This is a genomic window from Campylobacter sp. BCW_6871, assembly GCF_001762325.1.
GTDB lineage: Bacteria > Campylobacterota > Campylobacteria > Campylobacterales > Campylobacteraceae > Campylobacter_D > Campylobacter_D jejuni.
In genome coordinates this window covers 70,561-91,761 of the sequence record NZ_MJWQ01000053.1, presented here as the reverse complement: position 1 = coordinate 91,761, position 21,201 = coordinate 70,561, and the positions used below count along the sequence as shown (strand labels likewise).

The 21,201-nt window shown below is 29.7% G+C and carries 22 protein-coding genes and 1 pseudogene; 14 read left to right on the top strand and 9 right to left on the bottom strand.

All coding sequences use genetic code 11. From position 1 onward, the window contains the following. Position 1: 1 nt before the first annotated feature. Positions 2 to 565, bottom strand: a complete 564-nt coding sequence (locus tag AJ930_RS06175) for a CvpA family protein (protein WP_070261204.1) — start codon at positions 563 to 565, stop codon at positions 2 to 4. Between the two features lie 66 nt (positions 566 to 631). After that, complete coding sequence (gene gatC, locus AJ930_RS06170) at positions 632 to 916, bottom strand: Asp-tRNA(Asn)/Glu-tRNA(Gln) amidotransferase subunit GatC (protein ID WP_052858558.1); 285 nt, start codon at positions 914 to 916, stop codon at positions 632 to 634. Between the two features lie 144 nt (positions 917 to 1,060). On the opposite strand from gatC, the gene AJ930_RS06165 reads away from it, so the two are divergent. The 7 genes from AJ930_RS06165 (at position 1,061) to AJ930_RS06135 (ending at position 7,226) form a co-directional block, all read left to right on the top strand. Beyond that, positions 1,061 to 1,639, top strand: a complete 579-nt coding sequence (locus AJ930_RS06165) for a hypothetical protein (protein WP_002870798.1) — start codon at positions 1,061 to 1,063, stop codon at positions 1,637 to 1,639. Then, on the top strand, positions 1,636 to 2,634 hold the full coding sequence (locus tag AJ930_RS06160) for a hypothetical protein (RefSeq protein WP_002870797.1): 999 nt from the start codon (positions 1,636 to 1,638) through the stop codon (positions 2,632 to 2,634). Before AJ930_RS06165 ends, AJ930_RS06160 begins: the two co-directional genes overlap by 4 nt. Next, positions 2,631 to 2,921, top strand: coding sequence for a hypothetical protein (locus AJ930_RS06155; RefSeq protein ID WP_002854689.1), 291 nt, complete (start codon positions 2,631 to 2,633; stop codon positions 2,919 to 2,921). The genes AJ930_RS06160 and AJ930_RS06155 overlap by 4 nt, the downstream gene beginning before the upstream one ends. After that, positions 2,908 to 3,537, top strand: coding sequence for a type III pantothenate kinase (locus AJ930_RS06150; RefSeq protein ID WP_002870796.1), 630 nt, complete (start codon positions 2,908 to 2,910; stop codon positions 3,535 to 3,537). The genes AJ930_RS06155 and AJ930_RS06150 overlap by 14 nt, the downstream gene beginning before the upstream one ends. A 118-nt stretch (positions 3,538 to 3,655) precedes the next feature. After that, positions 3,656 to 5,002, top strand: coding sequence for an FAD-dependent oxidoreductase (locus tag AJ930_RS06145; protein WP_002870795.1), 1,347 nt, complete (start codon positions 3,656 to 3,658; stop codon positions 5,000 to 5,002). Positions 5,003 to 5,050: 48 nt separating this feature from the next. Next, on the top strand, positions 5,051 to 6,493 hold the full coding sequence (pyk, locus tag AJ930_RS06140) for a pyruvate kinase (protein WP_070261169.1): 1,443 nt from the start codon (positions 5,051 to 5,053) through the stop codon (positions 6,491 to 6,493). Between the two features lie 97 nt (positions 6,494 to 6,590). Further along, the gene (locus AJ930_RS06135; RefSeq protein ID WP_070233639.1) at positions 6,591 to 7,226 is read left to right on the top strand and encodes a hypothetical protein; all 636 of its coding nucleotides are present in this window, start codon (positions 6,591 to 6,593) and stop codon (positions 7,224 to 7,226) included. A 30-nt stretch (positions 7,227 to 7,256) separates the two neighbouring features. On the opposite strand, the gene pflB is transcribed toward AJ930_RS06135, so the two are convergent. Genes pflB through der form a run of 5 tightly spaced genes read right to left on the bottom strand, consistent with a single transcriptional unit; the run spans position 7,257 to position 13,797 of the window. Next, complete coding sequence (gene pflB / locus AJ930_RS06130; RefSeq protein WP_002870792.1) at positions 7,257 to 9,719, bottom strand: motility protein PflB; 2,463 nt, start codon at positions 9,717 to 9,719, stop codon at positions 7,257 to 7,259. A gap of 9 nt (positions 9,720 to 9,728) precedes the next feature. Next, positions 9,729 to 10,964 (bottom strand): serine--tRNA ligase, encoded by a 1,236-nt coding sequence (gene serS, locus AJ930_RS06125; RefSeq protein WP_002870791.1) that lies wholly within the window; start codon positions 10,962 to 10,964, stop codon positions 9,729 to 9,731. A 10-nt stretch (positions 10,965 to 10,974) separates the two neighbouring features. Beyond that, a complete protein-coding gene (trpS, locus tag AJ930_RS06120; protein ID WP_002870790.1) occupies positions 10,975 to 11,934 on the bottom strand; it encodes a tryptophan--tRNA ligase in 960 nt (319 codons plus the stop codon). Then, entirely contained in the window at positions 11,931 to 12,428 is a 498-nt protein-coding gene (locus AJ930_RS06115) for a shikimate kinase (protein ID WP_072223970.1), read from the bottom strand. The genes trpS and AJ930_RS06115 overlap by 4 nt, the downstream gene beginning before the upstream one ends. Continuing rightward, a complete protein-coding gene (gene der, locus AJ930_RS06110; protein ID WP_002870788.1) occupies positions 12,415 to 13,797 on the bottom strand; it encodes a ribosome biogenesis GTPase Der in 1,383 nt (460 codons plus the stop codon). The genes AJ930_RS06115 and der overlap by 14 nt, the downstream gene beginning before the upstream one ends. A 101-nt stretch (positions 13,798 to 13,898) precedes the next feature. Here der and AJ930_RS06105 point away from each other — a divergent pair, with 101 nt between their 5' ends. The 7 genes and pseudogenes from AJ930_RS06105 (at position 13,899) to AJ930_RS06075 (ending at position 18,699) form a co-directional block, all read left to right on the top strand. Continuing rightward, a complete protein-coding gene (locus AJ930_RS06105) occupies positions 13,899 to 14,831 on the top strand; it encodes a DMT family transporter (protein ID WP_002870787.1) in 933 nt (310 codons plus the stop codon). Beyond that, positions 14,828 to 15,643, top strand: a complete 816-nt coding sequence (gene kdsA, locus AJ930_RS06100) for a 3-deoxy-8-phosphooctulonate synthase (protein WP_002870786.1) — start codon at positions 14,828 to 14,830, stop codon at positions 15,641 to 15,643. Before AJ930_RS06105 ends, kdsA begins: the two co-directional genes overlap by 4 nt. Next, complete coding sequence (gene ribH / locus AJ930_RS06095; RefSeq protein WP_002870785.1) at positions 15,640 to 16,104, top strand: 6,7-dimethyl-8-ribityllumazine synthase; 465 nt, start codon at positions 15,640 to 15,642, stop codon at positions 16,102 to 16,104. The genes kdsA and ribH overlap by 4 nt, the downstream gene beginning before the upstream one ends. After that, positions 16,104 to 16,502 carry a transcription antitermination factor NusB gene (gene nusB / locus AJ930_RS06090; RefSeq protein ID WP_002854405.1) on the top strand — a complete coding sequence of 133 codons (399 nt, stop codon included), beginning with the start codon at positions 16,104 to 16,106 and terminating at the stop codon, positions 16,500 to 16,502. The genes ribH and nusB overlap by 1 nt, the downstream gene beginning before the upstream one ends. Then, positions 16,499 to 17,176 (top strand): annotated as a pseudogene (pyrF, locus tag AJ930_RS06085) (orotidine-5'-phosphate decarboxylase); the annotation flags it as partial. The gene nusB and the pseudogene pyrF, both read left to right, overlap by 4 nt. A gap of 57 nt (positions 17,177 to 17,233) precedes the next feature. After that, positions 17,234 to 18,127: a protein-methionine-sulfoxide reductase catalytic subunit MsrP gene (gene msrP / locus AJ930_RS06080; RefSeq protein WP_002870783.1), complete on the top strand. Its 894-nt coding sequence runs from the start codon at positions 17,234 to 17,236 to the stop codon at positions 18,125 to 18,127. Further along, on the top strand, positions 18,127 to 18,699 hold the full coding sequence (locus AJ930_RS06075; protein ID WP_002870782.1) for a sulfite oxidase heme-binding subunit YedZ: 573 nt from the start codon (positions 18,127 to 18,129) through the stop codon (positions 18,697 to 18,699). Before msrP ends, AJ930_RS06075 begins: the two co-directional genes overlap by 1 nt. Here AJ930_RS06075 and AJ930_RS06070 read toward each other — a convergent pair. Then, positions 18,664 to 20,376 (bottom strand): AAA family ATPase, encoded by a 1,713-nt coding sequence (locus tag AJ930_RS06070; protein ID WP_002861139.1) that lies wholly within the window; start codon positions 20,374 to 20,376, stop codon positions 18,664 to 18,666. The two genes, AJ930_RS06075 and AJ930_RS06070, sit on opposite strands and share 36 nt — an antisense overlap. Further along, complete coding sequence (locus AJ930_RS06065) at positions 20,376 to 21,200, bottom strand: hypothetical protein (RefSeq protein WP_070275002.1); 825 nt, start codon at positions 21,198 to 21,200, stop codon at positions 20,376 to 20,378. Before AJ930_RS06065 ends, AJ930_RS06070 begins: the two co-directional genes overlap by 1 nt. Between the last annotated feature and the right edge of the window lies 1 nt (position 21,201).

Here is a 21,201-nt window from a genome sequence, read left to right as displayed (position 1 = left end):
ATCACTCCCCTTTTTGAGTATTGTTTAAATCACTTACAATATCTTGCAACTTTTCACTAGCATGATCTAGACTATTTTCTGCTAAAGGTTGATTCATAATAAAAGATCCCGTTTCTTTAAGCAAATTTAAAGTATAGCTATTTTTAGCAAAATTACCTAATTTGTCATTTAAAAAATCGATTCTTGCTACACAAAAAACCAAAATTGCAAAAATTAAAAAGATTTTTGCTCCGCCAAATATAAAGCCACCAATACGATCTAAAAAACCTAAGCCACTTAATTTAATCAACTTAGAAAGAAAATTACCCACCAATAAACAAACTATCCAAAAAATAATTAATATGGCTAAAAATCCAGCAAATCCAGCTAAGCTTTGATTTTCTATCTTATAAAAAGTACTTTGTATAAATTCAGCTGCTTGAGTTGCATATTTTGAAGCAATAAAAACACCACCAATAATACCCAAAAGTCCAAAAATTTCTTTTATCAAACCATTGATAATACCCTTAAGCCCTAAAAGCAAGGTAAATCCTAAAATAAAAGCATCAAACCAATAAAAATTCATTTCAATACACTCTCTGATTTTTTGTTTTAAATTTATTCTACAAATAAGCACTAAATGCTAAGTTAATCATTCTATGATTTTAGGAACAACAAAAAAATGTTCTTGTTTTTTTGGAGCACAATCTAAAACCTCATCAATAACATTGCTATTTCTTATCTCATCAATCCTCAAAGGAGCTCCACCTTTTATAGTACTCACAGTAATCTCTTGGGAGTTTAAATCAAGTTCGTTTAACTTTTCAACAAAATTCACAATTTCACTTAACTGTGCAATGGTTTCATTTCTGTTTTTTATTATTTGTAAAGCACTTAATTTTTCAAGCTTGCTTAATAATTTCTCATCTATTTGCATTTCTTAAACCTTAATAAAAAAGTTAAAATTTTAAAAATTATATCATAAAAAGCTTTAAATTGTTTAGGATATTTTGCAATTTATATGATACAATATCATAATTTTTCTATACAAAAATAAAAATATTTTTTTCAAGGATAAATTTTGGGACTAAAAGATAATTTAAAAGTTGTTAAAAACGAACTTAACACAGAAGAACAATTTATAGAAAATTTTATCAAAGGAGAGAGATTTATACGCAAGTATAAATTTTACATATCTGCTGTTGTGATAATTTTAGTTGCTTGGTTTGCTGGAAATTTTATAATCTCAAAAATAAACGATTATAAAACAAAAGAAGCAAATGAAATTTATGCCAATCTAATACAAGATCCTAGCAATAAAAATCTTTTAGAACAACTTAAAAATAAAAATACCAATCTTTACGCTATCTTTTTACTAAAAGAAAATATTAATGATTTCAATAATACAACTCTCCAAAATGAACTAAAACAAATTTATAATAATGCTCAAACAAACACTTTACTTAAAAATATTATCGCATTATCTTTAGGAGATAAATCGATATTTTTAAAAAATTATGATAAATTATTAGAAGCTTACAAACTTTTAGAGCAAAATAAAATCGAAGAAGCTAATGTTTTACTTTCTCAGATAAAAGAAAATTCAAGTTTAAATCAAATAGCTAAAAACCTCAAACATTATCAAGGCATTACACAATGAAAAAAATATTTTTAACACTATTTTGTTTAATATTTCTATGTGCTTGTGGCACCAAAAGACAATATTTTGAACCAAAACAAACCGATGGAGATTTAAGTCATAATAGCAATTTAAAAAGTAAAATTGTTGATTGGAATCTAGTTTCTGCAAAACTTAGCAATAATACAGCTATCTTAAAAAATAATATCTCCATAGACAAGTTTAAACTTCCTAAAAATTATATGCTTCTAGCTTATCAAGATGGGGAATATTTTACTGCAGATAATAATGGAAATTTAAAAATTTTTGACAATTCTTATAATGAAATTTATAATTTTCAATTTGACGCTAGTGTTGTAGGAGTAGCTTCTAATGGAGATGATTTAGCCCTTGTACTTGCAAACAATACTATAGTTCTTGCAAATCGTTCTTTGGGTATTAAATTCACTCAAACCCTAACCTCAGCTCCAGCTCAAGACAGTCGTACCGCTAATCCTATATTTTTAGACAATATCATCGTTTATCCAACACTAGATGGTAAAATTTTAATTCTTTCAAGAAACAATCTTCAAGTCATTAAAGATGTGGTTATTTCAGCAGAAAATTTTTTCAACAATGTAATCCATCTAAGCGTAATCGGAGATAAACTTATAGCAGCAACAGCTAAAAAAATCATTGTTGTAAGCCCTGCTAGAACTCTTTATCTTGACGCTGACATAAAAGATGTTGCACTTAGTGATGATAGTATTTTTATTCTAGAAAAAGATGGCACTATTATTAAAACTGATTATAACTTAAGAAAAATTGCGGAAAAAAAATTTGAATTTGCTATTTTTGTAAAAAGCAATATATACAATAATTATTTATATATTTTTGAAAAAACAGGCTATCTTATCAAAATGAATCTAAATTTAGATAATACGCAAGTATTTAAACTTTCAGAAGCTGTTGATAAAATTTCTTTCATGGGGAATGGTAAATTTTACTACGGAGATAAAATTTTAGATTTGCTATGATAAAAATTTTAGAACAAACAATAAAGGCTTTAAAATTAAATTTAAAGCCCTATGACTTAAGTATGTTGACTAGAAAAAAAAGTTATATTTGCGCCAAAGATCAAAATAACATTCTTTTTATGTATACAGGAAAAACAAAATTTTTAATGAAAGATGCCTTATTTTTAGAAAATCTAGCACAGCAAATTAACATAAATAACAAATATTTTTTTAGCATGGCTTCTCTTTGCTCTAAAGCAAAAAATCATCTAGAAATGAAAGGATTTAATATCTATGCTGCTCTGTGACATTGGGAATTCAAATGCTAATTTCCTAGATGATAACAAATATTTTACTCTTAGTATAGATCAGTTTTTAGAATTTAAAAATGAACAAAAAATTTTTTATATCAATGTCAATGAGCATCTCAAAGAACATTTAAAAAATCAAAAAAATTTTATCAATCTTGAACCTTATTTTTTATTTGATACTATTTATCAAGGATTAGGAATCGATCGCATAGCAGCTTGTTATACTATTGAAGATGGAGTTGTTGTAGATGCAGGTAGTGCTATTACAATTGATATTATTTCTAATTCTATACATCTTGGTGGTTTTATCTTGCCAGGTATTGCAAATTATAAAAAAATTTATAGCCATATTTCACCACGATTAAAAAGTGAATTTAACACTCAAGTTAGTCTTGATGCATTCCCGCAAAAAACCATGGATGCTTTAAGTTATGGTGTTTTTAAAGGAATTTACCTACTGATAAAAGATGCCACTCAAAATAAAAAGCTTTATTTCACTGGTGGAGATGGACAATTTTTAGCAAATTTTTTCGATCACGCAATTTATGATAAACTTTTAATCTTTCGAGGAATGAAAAAGATTATAAAAGAAAATCCCAATTTACTTTATTAAAAATGTTACAAAAATTCTCATTGATATCAAACCTTAATGAAATTTAACTTTTTGTAAAACAAATTCAATTAAACTTCTATTTAGAAAAAAGTTTATTAAAATAAAAAAAGGAAAAACAATGAGCCAACAAGAATTTGATGTGCTTGTCATCGGAGCTGGAATTTCAGGAGCAGCATTATTTTACGAGCTTGCAAGATATACAAATATTAAAAATATTGCTTTGATAGAAAAATATAATACAGCTGCAACATTAAATTCTAAGGGAACGAGTAATTCTCAAACCATTCATTGTGGAGATATTGAAACCAATTATACTTTAGAAAAAGCGCGAAAAGTAAAAAGAACAGCTGATATGATAGTTAAATATGGACTCATGCAAAATGCGCAAAATAATTTCATGTTTTCTCATCAAAAAATGGCCCTAGCTGTTGGAGATATAGAATGTGATTATATGAAAAAACGCTATGAAGAATTTAAAGAACTTTATCCTTATATAAAATTTTTCGATAAAGCAAAAATCAAACAAATTGAACCCAAGGTTGTTTTAGGAGAAGATTGCAATCAAGATAGACCTGAAAATATCTGTGCCATGGGTGTTGAAAGCGGCGAGGTTTTTACAACTGTAGATTTTGGGAAAATGAGTATAAATCTAATAGAACAAGCGCAAAAACAAAATAAAAATACTTTTGTTGCCTTTAATCAAGAAATTATTCACATAGAAAAAAAGGAAGATATTTTTATATTAAAAACCTCAAATCATCAAGAATACCATGCCAAAAGCGTAGTTGTCAATGCTGGGGCACACTCTTTATATTTAGCACATAAAATGAACTTAGGTATGGATAAGTCTTGTTGGCCTGTTGCAGGAAGTTTTTATTTAACCAAACAAAAACTTTTAAACGGTAAGGTTTATATGGTGCAAAATCCTAAACTTCCATTTGCAGCTCTTCATGGAGATCCTGATTTGCTTGCTGATATGAACACTCGCTTTGGACCTACCGCACTTGTTATTCCAAAACTAGAACGTTATCATGGTCTAAAATCAGTTCCAGAATTTTTTGAAGCACTAAAACTTGATAAAACTGTTTTAAAAGTAACTTTTAATATGTTTAAAGATGCAACAATTAGAAATTACATCTTTTATAATTATCTTTTTGAACTACCTTTTATTGATAAAAGCTTATTTGTTAAAGATGCCAAAAAAATAGTCCCAAGTCTTAAAGCAAGTGATATTTATTATGCAAAAGGTTTTGGAGGCGTAAGACCACAAGTTATTGATAAAACTAAAGGAGAATTAATGCTAGGTGAAGCAAGCATCACAGAAACCCCTGGTATTATTTTCAATATGACTCCAAGTCCTGGGGCAACAAGTTGTTTAGGAAATGCTGAAAGAGACGCAAAACTTATATGTAATTACTTAGGAATGGAATTTAACGAAGATAAATTTTCTTCAGAATTATTGTAATCATTTTGTTTCTATTTTTAGCTACAATAATTTCAAAAGGAGTTTGCTATGCTTAAAAAAACAAAAATTGTAGCCACAGTAGGTCCAGCAAGTGAAAAGGAAGAAATTCTACGCCAAATGATTATCAATGGTGTAAATGTTTTCCGTTTAAACTTTTCTCATGGAACACATGAGTATCATAAAAAAAACTTAGATACCATAAGAAGAGTAGCTAAAGAATTGCATACTCGTATTGGAATTTTACAAGATATTAGTGGTCCTAAAATTCGTACAGGCGAACTTAAAGAACCATTTGAATTAAAAAAGGGTGATAGAATTGATTTTTATCGTGAAACAATTTTAGGGGAGAAGATTGCTCAAAATCATTATAAAATCAGTATTAATCAAAAATCTATTTTAGATATGTTAAAAATTGATGAATATATTTATCTATACGATGGATCAATTCGTGCTAAAGTAGTAAGCATAGATGATCAAAAAATTGAAACCATTATAGAAAATGATGGTTTTTTAAACTCAAATAAAGGTATTAATTTTCCGAACACTAAAATCAATATTGATGTTATTACACAAAAAGATAAAAATGATTTACTTTGGGGTATAAAAAATGAAGTAGATTTTTTAGCAATATCTTTCGTACAAAATGCGCACGATATTGATGAAGTTCGTGAAATTTTAGCACAAAATAACGCAAAAATATCCATTTTTGCAAAAATTGAAAAATTTGATGCAGTAGAAAATATTGATGAGATTATTAAATCTAGCGATGGTATAATGGTTGCAAGAGGAGATTTAGGTATTGAGGTGCCTTATTATAAAGTTCCTAATATCCAAAAAGAAATCATACAAAAAGCAAACAATGCCTCTAAGCCTGTTATTACTGCGACTCAAATGCTTTTTTCATTAGCCAAAAGCAAAACCGCCACAAGAGCTGAAATTTCAGATGTTGCAAATGCTGTTTTAGATGGAACAGATGCAGTAATGCTAAGTGAAGAAAGTGCCGTTGGTATAGATCCTGCAAATGCTGTTGATATAATGTGCCAAACTATAATAGAAACAGAAAAACGCTATCCATATAACAAATTTAATGATTTTAATGATTTAGACAATACAGATAAAATCATGCGTTCTTCAGCTCATCTTGCAACAGATCTTAACGCTGATGCTATTTTTTCTTTAACAAGTAGCGGAAAATCTGCTATTAAGATTGCAAGATATCGTCCAAATATAGAAATCATAGCAGTAGGACATTCTGAAAAAACCTTAAACTCTTTAAGTATAGTTTGGGGAGTTAATCCTGCGATCTTGGTTAACAAAAGTAATGAACTTACAGAATTATTAAAAGACTCTGTAAGATCAAGTGTTGAAAAAGGTTTTGTGAATGAAGATAAATGCTATCTTCTAACCGCAGGCTTTCCAGCAGGAGTAGAAGGCACTAGCAATCTTATCCGCATTCTCAATAAAGAGCAAATTACTTATTATCTACAATAAAACATTAAATTCCTTTGAAAATAAGGAATTTAATGTCCTTATAAATTTTTTAAGTCAAAAGTCGATATAAATTAAAGCCTCACACAAAGGAGCAAATATGCAAGTGAATACTTTTTCAAATATCGCTAGCATGGCACAAACACAAGTTAGCAATAAGAAGGCAGATGATGCTAAGGAAAACACAAAAGACAAAAATGTTCAAAGTGCTAATTCTAGCAAGGATGTAGATAAAAATACCCTTGAAAAATTAAATGCACTTGGTGGAAAGGGCATTACACAAATTTACCTAGTTCAGTTTCAACAGCAAACAATGAATACTGTAATAGGTTCGAGCAATGCCCAAACTGGACTAGATAGTCTTTTAAATGGTGCCAATTTAGATACTGCGAAATCTATACTTAAAAATATTGATTTTGCATCCTTAGGCTACAGTGGCAAAAATCCACTTGATATGAATACAGATGAACTTCAACAACTTGTAAGTGAAGATGGTTTTTTTGGAGTGGAAAATACAGCCAGTCGCATCGCGGATTTTGTTATTAAAGGCGGTGGCGATGATGTTGAAAAATTGAAAAAAGGTCTTGAAGGTATGAAAAAAGGATTTGAGCAAGCAGAAAAAATGTGGGGCGGAGAACTTCCTCAAATCAGTCAAAATACAATAGATGCGGCACTTAAAAAAGTTAGCGATCGCATCGATGAACTAGGCGGAAAAACTCTAGATCTTCAAGCTTAACTAAAAATGCTTAGAAAGTTCTAAGCATTTTTAGTTGTTATTGATATCAAAAGTAAAAAATTCACTCTTAAAATTATTAGGTAAAGTTTTATACTGAGATATCGCAGCTTCATAGTTCTTTACTTCTTGATACAACATACCAAGAGCTGCTTTACTTTCTTTGTTATTTTTATCTGTAAGTTTAGAAAGCTGCAAAAGCGCTATAGCTGAATTTGGATTATTTGCACCTACGGCTGCTACGGCTGCTAAAAATAAAGTTTTAGTATCTTTAGCTCCATAATCATCAATCAAAGAATTATAAAGCGCATAAGCCTCCTCGTATTGCTGTGCAAAAATATCCAAATAAGCTAAAGTTTGTAAAATACCCTCATCTTTTGCTCCTGAAACATTAATCAACTCTTTAAATTTCTGTCTTTCTAAATTTAAAAGCCCTGCAATATGCATTAAATTAACATAAAATTCCCTAGCTATATTTGGCCCACCAAAAACACTACGATAATCAAGCTTTAAATTTTTAAAATGAATTTGAGCATTTTGAGCATATTCTTTAATATTTAAATTTGAATTTAAAGAATTAAAATACAAAATATTTGCCAAAATATCTTCAGGTAACTCTGAACGCAATTTAGCAATTTTCACATCTACTTGATTATTAAGGTTATTATTTTTAGCAACAATAGCTTCAAAAATCAAACTCAAAGGCGTGTCTTTTTTTGTTTCATCTAAATAAGGAAGCATAGAAATATAATTATTATTAACTAAAAACAACATACTTTTTTGCATATTAGCTTTAAAATTAGAATCAGCAGCTATATTATCAAGAATTTCATTGTAAAGTTTAGTTGTATCAATATCAATTAATTTTGCACAAAACATAGCAAAAGCACCTGCTAAGTAATTTTTAGGATTAAGATGATATGAACTTGAAAAATGCTTATAAGCAAGTTCATAATTTTGCATTTGGGCATAGGTTAAAGCCAAATTATAATGTAAAATACTATGTTCTGGATAATCCTTGATAAGTTTTTGAAATTCTTGGTTAGCAAGGCGTAACTTCTGATTTAATGCATAGTTAATAATATTGGCAATTTTTACATTGGTAGATGAAAGAGCTTTGCTTGCATTAAGATAAATTCCCGCATCAGTACTATCATCTACGAAATCTGTAACATTAGCTTTTTTAATATACAAAGCAGCCTGCTTACTATCAAACACTTGATAAGGTGCAAAATAAAAAAGTAAATCGAATTGATCTTTTTGTTTTTTTAACAAATCTTTTGAAAAAGAATTTTGAGCAACTGCTATATTAAAAAGATCCTTATTTAAACGAACTTGAATTTTATAAGTATCTAAAATCTTATATCTATCTTTATCATTATCATAAGAATTTTGCAAGCGTGCTAACATTTCTTGATAATTTCCTGTTTTAATATCAACCAATGTTAAAGCCGCCAAACTCTGATTAAAATCTCTTTCAATTTTCATCGCTGTACTTAAAGCGACTTTAGCTTTAGCATATTCTCCTATTCTAGCGTATAAAAGACCTAAAGATAAACTAGATTCAAAATTGCCTTGAGAATTTAATTGCTGTATAGCCTTGGAATCAAAGTCCATTTTTGCATAAATTTTAGCAGACAAATACTTTGCAACATCAGAATACGGCTCCACATCTGTTCTTTGTAACATTTGTAAGGCCTCAGGGTAATATCCTTTGTAATAATTAATCAAGCTTAAATAATAATCATATAATTTTGATTTTCCTTCTTTTGGAAGATACACTTGAGCTAAATCAATATAATATCTAAATTTTTCCTTATCATTAAGCTTTAAAGCACAAACAGCAGCATTGATAGCAGCTACACTTTGATTTTCTCCATTGGCTATAGCTTTCTTGAAGCTTTCAAAAGCTTCTTGGAATTTATTCTCATTCATTTGAGAAACGCCTAAATTATAATTAGATAAAGATTCATTATATACGGCAACTTGCTCATAAACTTTTAAAGCCTGTTCAACTTCACCCTTTAAATATAAAGCATTTGCTTTTTGGATCATACCATCAATTCTTTGCATATCATTGTATTTATATGATTCATCAGGCATAACAACAGGTTGTTCTAAAGGCTTAGAAGCTATAATATCTGGTTTAATTTTTCCTTCACTAAAAGTTAAATAAAAAAGTGTAAAAACTAAAATACAAATAATCCCCAAAGATAAACCCACAAGAGACATAAACTTACGATCTTTATACCAAGGCGTAAGCTCTTGACTTTCAACTTCTTCAAAAGTTGATACATCTTCAGGCGCACTTTCTCTTGTAAATTTAAAACCACTCTCACTATTTTCTTGAGGTAATTCTTCTGGCAATGATGCAAATTCTTCATCTTCTGGAGCTTGCCCCTCTTGCCCCTTAAATCCCTCTAAACTCTCATCGAGTCTTGGTTGATTTAAGCCATCTTCAGGTTTTTCTAGTATTATATCTTCTTGTTCAGCCATCTATACTCTTTAAAAATATTTTTTCAAAGCATCAGGAATATGAATTTTTCCTTCTTTATCTTGATAATTTTCCATAATTGCTACCAAAGTTCTTCCTACCGCTAAAGATGAGCCATTAAGAGTATGGACGAGTTCATTTTTTCCTTGTTCGTTTTTATAGCGAATTTTAGCGCGTCTTGCTTGAAAATCACGACAATTTGAAACCGAGCTGATCTCACGATATTTATTTTGTCCTGGAAGCCACACTTCAAGATCTACAGTTTTTGCTGCACTAAAACCCAAATCTCCAGTGCAAAGCATCAAATGTCTATGCGCTAAACCTAAAGAACTCAGCAAATCACTTGCACACTCAAGCATTTCATTAAACACGCTATCACTTTGCTCAGGTTTAGTGATACTTACAAGCTCTACTTTTTCAAACTGGTGTTGTCTTATAATACCTCTTGTATCACGCCCTGCACTGCCTGCTTCTTTTCTAAAACAAGCGCTATAACAAGTCATTTTTATCGGTAAAGTTTCACTAGCTAAAATTTCTCCACTATAAAGATTGGTTACTGGAATTTCAGAAGTTGAGATCAAATATAAATCCTCATCATCTACTTTATACATATCTTCTTTAAATTTTGGCAACTGACCTGTCCCAAACATAGTAGCACCATTTACCAAAAAAGGCACATTAACAAATTCAAATCCACGACTTCTATTAAAATCTATCATATAATTTACCAAAGCACGGCTTAATAAAGCTCCTTCGTTCTTAAGCACACAAAAACGACTTTGTGAAATTTTTACCCCACGCACAAAATCAAGCCAATTTAAACTCTCACCCAATTCAAAATGTTCTTTTGGAGTAAAATCAAAGCTAGGTGGATTTAAAACTTTTTTAAGCTCCATATTTTCATCTTCATCTTCACCTACAGGCACAGACTCATCAGGGATATTTGGGATGGCATGAGCGATTTCTTCAAGCTCATTTTCTAAAGCATTTACTTTAGCGCTTTGCTCATTAATTTTGCTTTTATTTTCGCTTAATTTTGCTTTTAAACTTTCTTTATCTTCGGCTGTAGCAAGCTCTTTGCTGAATTTATTTTGAAAAGCTTGAAATTCTTCTAAAGCTGTTTTTTCTTTTTTTAAACTTGCAAAAAGTTCAGCAAGTTTTTTTAAGATATTTTCATCAACTTTTTTATTTTTTAACTTTTTAGCCACTTCATCAAAATTATTTTGCAAATTTTTTAAATCTAGCATTTTCTACTCCTTAAAATCCGATTTTTTCATAAATTTTTTGCATTTTTTCTTGGGCAATTTTTCTTGCTTTTGTCGCACCAAAATCCAAAATTTCTTTCAAATGCAAAGGCTTTTCTAAAAGCTCATTGTATTTTTCTCTCGCTTCTTTAAAATAAGCATTTACAAGCTCGTTTAAATACATTTTAAAATGTCCATAACCCTCACCACCTTTTTCATAGCGTATTTGTAATTCTTTTTGCCCTGCTTCATCTAAAAAAAGCTTTGCGATTTTAAAAACATTGCAGTTTTCATGATCTTTTGGATCTTCTAAAGCGGTACTATCTGTAACTATGGAAGAAATTTGTTTTTTTAAGGTTTTTTCACTGCTAAAAATATCTATAGTATTTTGATAAGATTTACTCATTTTTGCTCCATCAGTACCCACAACTACAGCTACTTCTTCATTAACTTTAGCCTCTGGAAGGGTAAAAATTTCACCCCATTCATTATTAACTTTTAAAGCAATATCGCGTGCGATTTCAACATGCTGGATTTGATCTTTTCCTACAGGGACAATTTGTGTATCAAAAAGTAAAATATCAGCTGCCATTAAAACAGGATAAGAAAAAAGCCCATGTGAAGCACTAAGCCCCTTGGCAACTTTATCCTTGTAACTATGCGCACGCTCTAATAAACCCATAGGAGTAAATTGCGATAAAATCCAATAAAGCTCCATAACTTCCTTAACGTCACTTTGCAACCAAAAAACGCTTTTTTGAGGATCTATACCAAGGCTTAAAAAAGCCGCAGCAGCTTTTAAAGAATTTTGTTTAAGTTTTTCTCCATCTTGAGAAGAAGTCATGGCATGATAATTAGCAATAAACATAAACATTTGGCTTTTTTCTTGTGCACCTACCATTTGTTTAATCGCACCAAAATAATTACCTATATGCAAATCGCCACTTGGCTGAAGCCCTGTTAATACTCTCATTTTATCACCTTTTTAATCTCGCTTAAAAGCTCATCTATATTTTTATTTTCTATATTTAAAACAAAATTTGCCTTTTGTTCATACTTGCTTAAACGCTCATTATATAATTTTTTTGCTTTAATTTCATCATAAAACAAAGGTCTTTTAGAAATTTCATTTTCATCTAAACGCTTTTTTAAATATTCAAAACTTGCTTTTAAATAAATACAAAAACCTGCTTTTTCTAAATTTGAAACATTAACAAAACCCCCACCTGTAGCAATACAAGTTTTCTCACAAGAACTAAAAAAATCAGCCATTTTTTGCTCTTGTTCTCTAAAAAAATTCTCCCCTTTTTGCGCAAAAATTTCACTGACTTTTTGATTAAATTTTTGTTCTATTAAAAAATCACTATCTAAAAAAACAAGATCTAAATCCCTAGCTAAAGCTCTTGCTAAAGTGCTTTTTCCAGAACCCATAAATCCTATAAAAACGATATTTTTAGCTTTCATCATTTTCTTTACTGCCCTTTTTACGCGAAGCAATCACTAAAGGCACACCTTCAAAATTAAATTCTTTTCTAATTTGATTTTGTAAATAACGCTTATAGCTAAAATGCAAAGCCTTAGGACGATTCATAATAAGTGCAATTTTTGGCGGTGCTAAGTCGTATTGTACTGCATAATAAATTTTAACCAATTTCCCATAATCATGCGGCAAAGGATGTGCTCTTGTGGCATTTTCTATCAAGGTATTAAGCTTAGAAGTTTGGATTTTTTGAGTGAAATTTTCAAAAATTTGCAAAATTTTATCGAGTAAAACATGCACCCTTTTTCCACTTAAAGCTGATACACTAATCACGGGTGCGTAAGCTAGAAATTTAAAACGATCAAGACGCAATTCTTTTACAGTCTTATCAAAATCCATCTCACTTTTATCCCATTTATTTAAAACAATAATCACACCCAAATAATGCTTAGCCACAAGCCCAGCAATGCGTTCATCAAGCTCGCTAAAGCCCTCATGCGCATCTAAAACCAAAAGTGCTATTTGAGAATGAGATAAAATTTTTTCCGTGCGATTTAAGGCAAAGCGTTCGAGTCCTTGAATTTTACCCCTTTTTCTAATACCTGCAGTATCAACAAATTCTATCACTTTATCTTTATGAACTACACTTTCATTAACAGGATCTATAGTAGTTCCTGCGATAGAACTTACAACACTGCGTTCTTGCTTAACCAAAGCATTTAAAAGACTTGATTTTCCAACATTTACACGCCCTACAATACCCACTCTGATATGATTTTGATCGACTTCTTTAAATTGAAATTCTTTTCCTTCTTCATAATGCTCTAAAAAATCTTCTAAATTTTCTTCTTCATCGGGGATTAAAAACTCTTCATGTAAAAATTTTTCAAGCCATTCATAAAGTTCATCTAAGCCTACATTATGGGTTACTGAAAGATTAAAGATTTCCTTTACGCCAAAATTTACAAACTCCCAAGCCCTTTCTTCATCTTTTTTATTATCTACTTTATTAATCACTAAGGCTATAGGTTTTCCAAGTTTTTTTAAAGAATAAAAAAACTGTCTATCCTCATCATCAGGTGCTAATTTTCCATCAACTAGATAAAGTATGATATCGCTTTCTTTGGCTACTTTTAAAGTGTTTTTTTTCACATTTTTAAAAAGTTCATCACTTTCATCAAGCCCTCCACTATCAATAAGCATGGCTTTTTTTGAATTAATATGAATTTCTGTTTTATTTGTATCTCTAGTTGTGCCTGAAATATCACTTGTAATAGCTATTCTTTGTCTTGCCATTCTATTAAAAAGACTTGATTTTCCCACATTTGGCTTACCTATAAGTATAATGCTTTGCATTTTTTTCCTAGAAAATTATATTTTTAAAATTATATAAAATTTGGCTTAATATTAAGCAAAAAAAGACTAGAATTAGCCCAGATTTTAGTCAAGGAAAAAAAATGCTAAAAGTAATCAAGCATAATTTAGGAATTTATTTCATGATTTTAGCATGTTTGGATTTTGCACTTATGGGAGCTTGTGCAAAAATTCTTAGCAAGGAAATGAGTTCTATAGAAATTATGTTTTTTAGAAATATCATAGGAATTTTTTTCATAGTCTATCTTTTAAAACGATCTAAGGCACATAAAGAAGGGGGACATTTTTGGCTCTTGGTATTTCGTGGAGTAGTAGGCACGCTTTCACTATATATGTTTTTCTATAATGTTTCAAATATTACACTAGGTGGAGCTTTTGCTTTTCAAAAAACCGCTCCTATTTTTATTACTTTAATAGCTTTTGTTGTTTTTAAAGAAAATATTGGCATCAAAGGCTGGATAGGAATTTTAATAGCATTTAGTGGAGTACTTTTAATTGCTCAGCCTTGGGCTCATAATTTAAATCATTCAGGCTTTGATTTAAAAAATTCTGTTATAGGCATCACGAGTGGATTTTTAGCCGCTTTAGCTCTTACAAGTGTAAGAGAACTTAGAAAATCTTACACTACAGAACAAATTGCCTTTTCTTTTATCCTTTTAGGAACCTTAATGCCTTTAATTTCTATGATCAGTGCTGAATTTTTTGAACCACAGCATCTTGATTCTTTACATTTAGATTTCATTCTAGCACCTTTTGTGATGCCAAGTCTTACAGCTTGGCTTATCATTGCCATTATGGGAACTTTAGGCACCATTTATCAAATTCATATCACTAAAGCTTATGGTATCGCTAAACAAGCAGGAGTAGTTGCTGGAGTTAGTTATCTTGATGTGGTATTTAGTATGATAGTTGGGATAATTTTAGGAGATAATTTACCAAGTACTATGGTTTTTTTAGGTATAATAGGCATTATTTTTGGTGGATTAATTTTAGTTAAGAACAAAGGAAAAAAATGAAAAAAATGATACTCATTGCTGGTCCTTGCGTGATAGAAAGCAAAGATTTGATTTTTAAAGTTGCCGAACAATTAAAAAATTTTAATGAAAACCCAAATATAGAATTTTATTTCAAATCAAGTTTTGATAAGGCCAATCGCACAAGTATTAATTCTTTTCGAGGTCCTGGTCTTGAAGAAGGATTAAAAATTTTACAAAGCGTAAAAGATGAATTTGGTATGAAAATCTTAACCGATATACACGAAAGCAATCAAGCAAACCCTGTAAGTGAAGTAGCTGATGTCTTGCAAATTCCTGCTTTTTTATGTCGTCAAACCGATTTACTTATAGCCGCAGCAAAAACTAAGGCAAAAGTTAATATCAAAAAAGGACAATTTTTAAACCCAAGCGATATCAAATACAGCGTTAAAAAAGTTCTACAAACCCGTGGTATAGAAGATGAAGGCTATGAAGCTGCTCAAAAAAATGGTGTTTTTGTAGCTGAAAGAGGAGCTAGCTTTGGCTATGGAAATCTAGTAGTAGATATGCGTTCTTTAGTTATCATGCGTGAATTTGCTCCAGTTATTTTTGATGCTACCCATAGCGTACAAATGCCAGGGGCTGCAGGTGGAAGTAGCGGAGGGAAAAGCGAATTTGTAGAACCTTTAGCAAGAGCGGCAGCAGCCGTAGGCATAGATGGCTTTTTCTTTGAAACACATATTAATCCTTGCGAGGCTTTATGCGATGGACCTAATATGCTTAATCTTACACGCCTTAAAAATTGCGTTAATACATTACTAGAAATACAAAATATCATAAAGGAAAACAAATGAATATTATTGAAGGAAAATTAAATTTAGACTCAAATACAAAAATTGCTATCATTAATGCAAGATTTAACCATATCATCACAGATCGCCTTGTAGAAGGAGCAAAAGATGCTTTTTTAAGACACGGAGGCAAAGAGGAAAATCTAAGCCTTATACTTGTTCCTGGTGCTTTTGAGCTTCCGTATGCGTTAAAAAAAGCTATAGAAAGCAAAAAATTTGATGCAATTTGTTGCGTAGGTGCAGTAATTCGTGGCTCAACTCCGCATTTTGACTATGTTTCAGCAGAAACTACCAAAGGCATAGCCAATGTGAGTTTAAATCATAATATCCCTGTAAGCTTTGGTGTTTTAACTACAGATACAATAGAACAAGCCATAGAAAGAGCTGGAAGCAAGGCAGGTAATAAAGGCTTTGAAGCTATGGCAACTGTAATTGAGATGTTAAATTTAAGCAAGGAGCTTTAATGGCAACGCGTCATCAAGTTCGCCAAAGCGTCATCTCCTTACTTTATGCTTTTGAATTAAATTCTCAAAACAACGTTTTTGTAGATGAAATTTTAGATGAAAAAAAAATACGCAATGAACAAAAAAATTTTACTTTAAATTTATATCATGGAATTTTAGATAATTTAAACAATATTGATGAAACCTTAAATTCATTTCTAAATGATAATCAAATTACAGCTTTAGGACATGTAGAAAGAGCTATACTAAGACTTGGAGCTTATGAGTTACTTTTTACCGATACTCCTAGTGCTATTGTCATCAATGAGGCTATAGAACTTGCCAAAGAACTTGCTAATGACAATTCTCCAAAATTTATAAATGGAGTTTTAGATGCCTTAATAAAGGCTAAAAAATGAAGCTTTGTGTCGCACTTGATCTTTCTACAAAAGAAGAATGCTTACAACTTGCTAAAGAATTAAAAAATTTAGACATATGGTTAAAAGTAGGTTTAAGAGCATATTTAAGAGATGGTTTTAAATTCATAGAAGAACTTAAAAAAGTTGATGATTTTAAAATATTTCTTGATCTTAAAATTCATGATATTCCCAACACTATGGCAGATGCTTGCGAAGAAATATCAAAACTTGGTGTTGATATGATCAATATCCACGCAAGTGCTGGAAAAATAGCCATGCAAGAAGTTATGACACGGCTTAGCAAATTTTCAAAAAGACCATTAGTTTTAGCAGTTTCTGCTCTTACGAGTTTTGATGAAGAAAATTTCTTTAGTATTTATAGACAAAAAATCGAAGAAACTGTAATTAATTTTTCAAAAATATCTTATGAAAATGGACTTGATGGTATGGTATGCTCTGTTTTTGAAAGTAAAATCATCAAAGAACACACCCAAAGAAATTTCCTAACTCTCACTCCAGGAATTCGTCCATTTGGAGAGAAAAATGATGATCAAAAACGCGTCGCTAATTTAACAATGGCTAGAGAAAATTTAAGCGATTTTATAGTAGTTGGACGCCCTATTTATAAAGATAATAACCCTAGAAAAATTTGTGAAAAAATTCTACAAGAAATTTAATAATCATTATCCTTGTTATATTTTAATAATAAAAATTTTTAATAAGGAAAAATTATGATTATAACTCCTGAGAATTTATATAAAAAAAGAAGAGATTTTTTAAAACTTGGAGCAGGTGCTTTAATAAGTTCAAGTGTGCTTGCTTCTAAACTATCTGCTTTAAATTTCACAAACGATACTAATCCAAACAAACTTGAAATCAGCGATGAAGAACTGGCTACAAATTATGTCAATTTTTATGAATTTTCAACAGACAAAAAAAAGGCTGTATCATTAGCACAAAATTTCAACACTCAAAATTGGAAAATCGATATCAGTGGAGAAATAGAAAAACCTTTAACTCTAAGCATGGAAGATATTTTAAAATTCCCTCTAGAAGAAAGAATTTATCGTTTTCGCTGTGTTGAAACTTGGTCTATGGTGGTACCTTGGGTAGGCTTTGAATTGCGTCGTTTGATTGAAATGGCAAAGCCTACAAGCGAAGCAAAATTTGTTAAATTTACCACTCTTTTAGATAAGAGTCAATTTCCCGATCAAGACGCTTTATTTCCAACTATAAACTATCCTTATGTAGAAGGACTTCGCATGGATGAAGCTATGCATCCTCTTACCTTGCTTGCAGTAGGAATGTATAAAAAAGCCTTAAAGCCTCAAAATGGCGCTCCAATACGCCTTGTTGTTCCTTGGAAATATGGCTTTAAAAGTATTAAATCTATAGTTAAAATAGAATTTACCAAAGAACAGCCTAAATCCACTTGGGAAAGTTACGCTCCAAGTGAATATGGTTTTTATGCCAATGTCAATCCTAATGTTTCTCATCCTAGATGGTCTCAAGCTAACGAGAGGGCTTTAGGAGACTTCTTTACCAAACCTACTTTAATGTTTAATGGCTATGAAAAAGAAGTGGCAAGTTTATATAAAAACATGGACTTGAAAGTGAATTTTTAATGCAGACAAAATACTTTAAATTTCTTGCTTATTTTAGCTTTATCATAAGTTTAATATATGGCTTTTATCATATCATAAAAGCCTTTGATTTTGTAAAAGAAGCCTATATTTACACCGGAATATTTGCTTTAATCTTTTTAAATTTAAGTCTTTTATTTTCTTTACTTAAATTTAAAAAAACAAAAAATTATCCTAAAATTTTAGGTATTTTTGCAGTTTTTTGGGCGATTTTGCACTTTTTAAATTATTTTATTTTTGATAGAAATGCTCAAATTTCAAGGCTTTTCGATGATATTTCACATCGTTTATTAGAAGCAAGTGGATTTATCGCATTTTTAATCATATTTTTAATGCTTTTAAGTTCTTTTAAAATCTTTAAAAAACTTAGTAAAATCAGAAAACTAGGATATTTATGCTTAGTTTTGGCAAGTTATCATTATTTTTTAACCCCAAAAATTCCTATGTTTTGGGAATGGAGTGCTTTAATTATAGCTTTGTTTTATTTTATAGTTCGCTATACAAAAACATTAAAAAAGTTAAAATCCAACAATCTTACTTTTATCAAAACTTGAATTTAATTCTTTTTGTATGCTTTCTATAAAATCTTGCATTTTAAAAACCCCATCTTGTGATACAGCTACTTTCAAAGCTGTATTCTTTACTACCATTAAAATTTGTGCTCCACTTAATTCATAATTTGATAAAATATTTATATCAAAATCTTTTTCGAATAATGCTTTTTTAGGTAGAAATTTTTCCCAAATTTTAAGCCTATCTTTAAAATCAGGTTTTTTAAATTCTATCTTATAATCAAATCTTCTTGAAAATGCACTATCTAAGCTTTCTAAAAAATTTGTCGTAGCGATAATCACACCACTAAAACGCTCAATTTGCTCTAAGAATATATTTTGCATTTGATTATGCATTTTATCGCTACCACTACTTCCATCTACACGCGTACTTAAAAACTGATCGGCTTCATTGAGAAGTAAAATAGGACTTTGTTTACAAGTTTGCACGATATTTTTATAAGTATCAAAAATTTTTCTTACATTTTGCTCACTCTCTCCAACCCATTTGCTCAAAATTTTAGAACAGTCAAAACTAAGAACAGATTTTTTCATTGATTTAGCCATAGCTAAAGCTGACATAGTTTTTCCAGTACCAGCAGGACCATAAAAAATAATTTTAGCTTCTATATTTTTATTACTCTTTATACCCCAAGAATGAAGTCTTTCTAGGACTTTTTTATCTTGTTGTTTTAAAATATTTTCTAAAAGCTCTTTTGTATTTTCAGGCATAATAATATCATTGATGTCAGTGCTTGGTTCTATAAGCTCGAAAATATCTTGATCTTTTAAAACACTTTCAATTTTGATTTTTTTACTTTGTTTTGGTTCAAAATTTATAATTCTTTGTAAAATTTCATCGATAATAAAAAAACTTTTAGAAATATCTCCAAAAGCATTTAAATATTCATCATACTCGATTAAGTTTAAAAGAGGAGCATTTTCTTGTAATAGTTTTTTATTTTTATGCCTTTCTAAATCATTTTCACTGATTAAAGAAAGCAAAGAATTCATTTCTCTAGAAATCGAACTTTCATTACTTAAGGCGTATTCTTCTTTTAAAAGTGCTAGAAAAATAATTTGTTCTTTATGTTCAAGATTGTATTCTTTAAAAATATCAGCTAATACATTATAAAATTTACTTTTTTTTAGTCTTTCTTTGATATGTTTTTCATAAAGTTTAATTTGGTTTTTTATTTCACTATTATAAGCACTTTTTTGTATAAAACTTAATCTTTCGTATAATTGAATACGCACAAATTCATCTTTTAAATATTCTAAATAATCTGCATAAGCCTCTTGTTTCTCAAAGTTTAAACGAGGTTTTGCTTCTAAAAATTCTAAAAAATATTCACTTAGACTAAGCTCGCTTTGCAATAAGGCAAGAGTTAATGTTTGAGTTTTATTATTTTCTAAACTTTTAAAAAAACTCGAATTTTGATTTACAAAACCTCTTTCGATAAGTTTTTTTAAATCCTCCAAAGCATCAAGATAAAGATACTTATCATTTCCAAAAATTGTCGATAATAAAGTAAAGGCATTGATAGAAGAAATAGAAACGACATAATTTCTACAGAGCTCTCTAAGAATCAAAGCCTCATTTTTAGCACACTTAAGCTCTTTATAAATTTGAGTATCTTCTATATTTTTCAAACTTAAAAAATTTTTTAATTTTTCCATTATTTTTTAAATTCCTTAAGCTCATCTTCGTTAAATTCTACGCAAATATTTTCATCTAAAAAATGACCTTCAAAAGGTAGATAACAAATTTTTAGTTTTCCATTATTAAGTAAAAAATTATTATTAAATTGTAAATTTTGCAGATCTTCAAAACACTCATCACATGTATTTTTAAGCTTCTCATGTAAAAGATTTTGAAATTTTTGATTTTCAGTATTATACAAATCATTTAGTTTTACAAATGCGTGAGCATTAATATCATAAACAAAATTATTTAACTCTAAAATAGCACGACTCATACCATCTTCATAAAAATAATACCATTCTTCAAAACTAATTTTTCCATCTTGTAAAAAAATAGGTTTTTGGCGAATTTGTTCAAAACTAAATACACCCTTATGAACAGGATGAAATTCTTTAAAATCATCATTAAAACCTATAAAATCAAGACTACGCTTTATACGAATGCCATCTTGCGTTTCAACAAGTTCTAAAGTAGTTGTTCCTAAATTTTCTCCTTGAAAATTTTTATTATCATATGTAAGTATTTTAGAAGAATTGATTTTATATTTTTTACGCTCATCCTGCCAAAAATCATTTGTCTTAACGAGCGGAATCTCTAAATTTCCATTTATATCATCAATAATTAAAAAACTAGAACTTGTTTGATTTTTATCCCTGTCAAAAAGTGGAGTCATAGGTGCATTATCATAAACTATGGCAAAAATTTCTTTATCCTGCAAATGATAAAAATACAATTCACCTTTATAAACTTGTGCTAAAGCTAGATTGACAAAGCAAAATACCAATAAAAAAAATTTCAAA